This window comes from Sodaliphilus sp., assembly GCF_045598405.1.
In the GTDB taxonomy this organism is placed as follows: Bacteria; Bacteroidota; Bacteroidia; order Bacteroidales; family Muribaculaceae; genus Sodaliphilus; species Sodaliphilus limicaballi.
The window spans coordinates 1-4,431 of sequence record NZ_JAZLLZ010000058.1 but is presented as its reverse complement, the minus strand read 5'-3'; the positions used below and the strand labels follow the sequence as shown (position 1 = coordinate 4,431).

2 protein-coding genes are annotated in these 4,431 nt (G+C 51.4%); both read right to left on the bottom strand.

Features of this window, described 5'->3' with window-relative positions; translation table 11 throughout:
* Positions 1–58 precede the first annotated feature (58 nt).
* Complete coding sequence (locus ACKI3C_RS04770) at positions 59–1,912, bottom strand: DUF3857 domain-containing protein (RefSeq protein WP_407402586.1); 1,854 nt, start codon at positions 1,910–1,912, stop codon at positions 59–61.
* A complete protein-coding gene (locus ACKI3C_RS04765; RefSeq protein WP_407402584.1) occupies positions 1,909–3,891 on the bottom strand; it encodes a DUF3857 domain-containing protein in 1,983 nt (660 codons plus the stop codon). The genes ACKI3C_RS04770 and ACKI3C_RS04765 overlap by 4 nt, the downstream gene beginning before the upstream one ends.
* Positions 3,892–4,431 lie beyond the last annotated feature (540 nt).

Sequence of the window (4,431 nt, the reverse complement as noted above, 5' to 3'; positions counted from 1 at the left end):
TTACCTGCCGGTTGTTGTTGTTGCCATTTGGACCGTTTGTGTTTTGAAATTCAATTTGCTAGTTGCGTTTGAGTGCTTTATTCTGCTGGAAGGCTTGGTAGGCTGCGCGGGCCAGGGCATAGTATTTGGCATAGTCGCTTGCCGGATAGATGCCTTGGTTCTTTGAGCGCTGGGTGATGATGGTGATGGTTCCGTCGGCAGTTTCGTAGTGCTGGCTGAACGTGCCTAGTTCGTTCGTCTCGTTGATAGAGTCGGGGAGTGCCTCAACGCTGTACCCTTCGGGTATTTTCACTGTTATTGTGTCGTTGTCGCAGTAGCCTATGAGTTCGATGGGCAGCTTGCGCGTTGATGTCATGTCGCGCGGTTTGTCGCTGGAATGAAGCACGCCTGCTGGCACTAGCATGCGCGAACCCATCACCGATGCATATTTGCTGGTAGTGGCGGTTGCGTCGATTGTGATGTCGGGTGTGGTGAACGGTTGCTTGTGCGCTGTGATGTCGTAGTCTCCTTCGAGTTGCGGTGCTGGGCAGTGGAACTTCTTTGTGAGTGCGATGCGTTTATCTCTGTCATCTTTGTAGATGAGCGACATGTGGTCTTCATACTGCTCGTTGCTAGACACTTGGTTCAGATGCATGGTTGCAGCTCCTGTTGCCTCTAGGTTTACATCAAGCCGCGTGTCCTGGGAGTTGTCCTGTGCCTTGTGGCTGGGCAGGGTAGCCACCTTGCCGCCATCGGGGGTGATGAGCAGTGCCTGATGACCTGCGATGTTGTCGTGCACATATCCCAGTGGCAGACGAGGGTTGGTGCATTCTAGCCAGATGGTGTCATTGCCGATTACAGCGGCAGCGATGGCGTGGTTGAACTGATTGGCACTGGCAAAGTCGGGAAGGATGCTCTTGCGGTTGGTGCTGATGATTGCGTAGAGAGACTTGATGCCTACGCATTCGAGCATGGCGCACATGTAGTTAGATAACCCCTTGCAGTCGCCAAAGCCTGTGCGGCACACGTCGGTGGCTGCAAAGGGCTGCATGCCTCCGATGCCTAGCTGGATGCTCACGTAGCGGGTTGTTTTCTCAAGGTGGTTGTAGAGCACTGCTAGTTTAGCATGATCGTCCTTGCAGGTGTCGGTCATCGCGTGCAGCATGCTTTGCGTCTCGGGCGATAGCACGGTGCGGTCGTTGCGCAACGAGTAGATCCACTGGCCAAATTCCTGCCAGTTGCCGCCTGTGCCTTTGTTGCCCAGGTATTCAAACTGCGACGGTGCGAAATAAACCATGGGCAGCACTTCGCGCGACGCAGGGGCATTCGGCTCGTAGTCGATGGGTTTCATGCTGTTGACCGCCACTGTGAAGCGGTCAGTGTCACCCGCCTTGTCGTGCTGCACCTTGATGTCGCCATTTAGCACCTTGTAGCGGCACATCATCGACGCTGGTGCCTCGAGCGTGTAGATTGCCTTATCGACCTGCACATTGTAGGCCTCGGCTGGCACGAATGTGGGGAACATGATGACACTGCCGTCCATCTCAGAGGTCCATTTGTACTCTATGGTGATGGGATAGCGCGGCGGGGTGTAGTTGTGATACATCGTGTAGTAGTCGGTTGCCATTTCGCTGGTGTAGTCGGTGCGTTTCAAGTCGCCTTTCTTGATTTTCTTGATGACGTTGCCGCTGTCGTCGGTGACAATGGCTTCGAATGCGGTGAGTTTGTCGTGCTTGCTGCATTCTTCGCTCCAATGAGCAGCCCAGTCGCTGCGGTCGTTGAGCAGACGGTAAACACAGCGGTTGGTGACCGTGGCCTTACTTGGCTTGGCACATACTACCTGCGTGCTGGCATCGAGCACGATGACGTCCTGAGCGCTGGCTGCTGTGGCGAGTAATGTACAGGCAATAATGGTGGTGGCTATTGATTTCATTGTGCGGTTTTTTTAAGGACGATAATCTCTGAAGCTGCCTTGACAACCTCGTCAAAGAATGCTTTGACCTGCTCATAATCGGCAGGGGCGAAGAGTGTCTTGCCCACGCTCATTGTGCATGTGGTGGTGATGCCGCCTGGTGTGGGAGAGCAGATGAACTTGAACGATAGAGAGCCGTCGGGGTTCTTGAACATCAGGTTCTTGGGTTGCTCCTCGATGGTCACGCCCTCGGGCAAATCTATCTTGCACGTAACCTGAGTGGTTGCCACGCTAGGCATCTCGATGGGCATCTCGCGGGTGTCGGATGTGAAGGGTGATGTGCTCATGAGGTTGTCGATGAGCGGCTTCACGTAAATGAGGTCGCCAGCCGACTCGCATTGTGCGGTGAAACCATAGTTGACTTTGAGCGAGGGGGCATAGTCGGTCATGCCCTCGTGGGTGAAGGAAGTGATTTCCATGTTGTCTTCTTTCTCAATATCCTTGATGAACTCTGTGCTATCTTTGGCCAGCTTGAAGTGAGTCCTTAACCCCATTGCCGAGAGTCCGCCCAGTTTCTCGCTGCGTGTGCCGGTGATTGTGCCGTCGGGCTGGAGCGATGCATTGATGTAGGCAATGGTAGAGGCGTTAGTGACTTTGGAGATGTCAAGCCAGTCGGCATGCTTTTCGTCGTAGATGATGCGTGCTTTCTCGGCGAGCAAGAGACTGGGAATCACGTTGATATATCCGTCCTCGGCCGAACCGTCGAGATAAAACATTTTCTCACCGTCTTTCACTGCAACCACAAAGGTGGATAATGCCTGTATTGTGGGGCTGGCAAAGGGCAGCAGTCCCTCATCGCGGGTGCGCAGCACCACGGGATAGGCGTTGAGGCCTGCGTCGCGCAGCATGCCTATGAGCAGGATGTTGATGTCGGAGTTCTTGCCGCTGCCGTTTTTCAGAATTGTGCTAGCCTTCTCACTGGCAAAGAGCGCATAGTCCTTATTCCATTTCACCTTGGCTTTGAGCGACTTGTAGATGGTTGCGATTTTCTCCTCGGTAGTTGCATCGGCGGGGATTGCGGGCATCTGGTCTTTGAGATAGTTCTTGTTGAGCATCTTGCCCAGGTCATCACTTTCCATGAGTGTCTTGTCGATGTCGCTCCAAGTGGTGGCAAAATTCTTGTAGGTGCTTCCGGGAATTTCCACGGTGCGCAGTTCTGCTGCCACCTTCTGGCCGTAGTTGCGGGGGTTGAAGCAGAACGGCTCTTTGCGCAGTTCGGGCAGATTGTAACCATAGTAGTTGTAATCACCGCAGTTGCACTGCATGGTGCCGCCTCGCATTGAGAGTGTCATGCGGTTTTGCTTGTGCGCGCTGCCAAGGTGATGCAGTCCGGTTTCTACAAGGTTGAACTTGAAATACTCTGGTGCGATGAAATTATAATAGGTGAACTTCACGGGAATAGACTCCTGGGCCTCCCAGTCATCAACTAGGTAGAAGTAGTCGTTGAGTGTGGTGTATTCATACTCGATGATGCTCCCTTCGGTTACCTGCGGCACGGTGAACTTGGTGCGTCGCGTCGTCTTGGAGATATCCTCGTGGAAAATCATTTCCTTGTTCATTTGTGTCTTGACAACCTTGCCGTCAACGAGGTTGAACGAGGCGGCTTTTAGGCTTTCCAGAATTTCGCGCCCCTTGGGATTACCGCTGTTGTAGCGGTAAAGGATAGTACCGTTGGCCCAGTCTTTTCCTTGTGCTTTGAGCACCTTGATGCGGCATTTCACCGTAGTGCGTAACTTGAAGTCATCGCCCACGTAATCTACTCTTGCGGTAGTTTCCTTGTGGAGAATCACAGCCTCGGCTTCGGGGTTGGGTTCGTAGGTTGTCATTGTGAGTTCCTCTTGCGTGGGCTTGCCCCACTTGATGCTGGGTTTGTCCTGGGCTGTTGCGCTTATTGCCGCAAGCAGCAATGCCAGGCATGTGATTGTGCGGATGATGTTCATAATTTATTCTTTTTTGATTTTTAATGCAAAGTTAGACGAAATTGAAAAAAACTGTGGTACACTATTGGGTGTATTATTTTGCACAAATGTGTAAAAAGTAATATTTGGCTTGTGATAACGATTTTGTCACGATGCAAAGTTACGTCGTTTTTTTGTTAATTCAAAGCAAAAACGGAAAAAAGTGATATCATTTTTAAAAATGTAATTATTTGATTATCAGAAAAGTACGAAAAAATAATCTCATTCGGTCCTCATTCTCTTGCACAGAGTATTGGATTAGGGTTATATATGCCTAAAGTGTGAGAAAAAACTCAACTTTAGCATTTGATAATAAATATTGCAAATTTATTGTCCGGCAGGACAATACCTGAATAACCCCCAGCGCCGAACGAAGTGGCGGTGGCAGGAGCTGCTGCTGTACCAGCCGATGCAGCCTCAAACGCGGCAGAAACATCTTCATAGTTTGTGGTTGTGCCGCCAATTGTTACACTGAATGCATCCTCTGCTCATGCAGTTGCAGGGCTCATCGCCATCATGCCC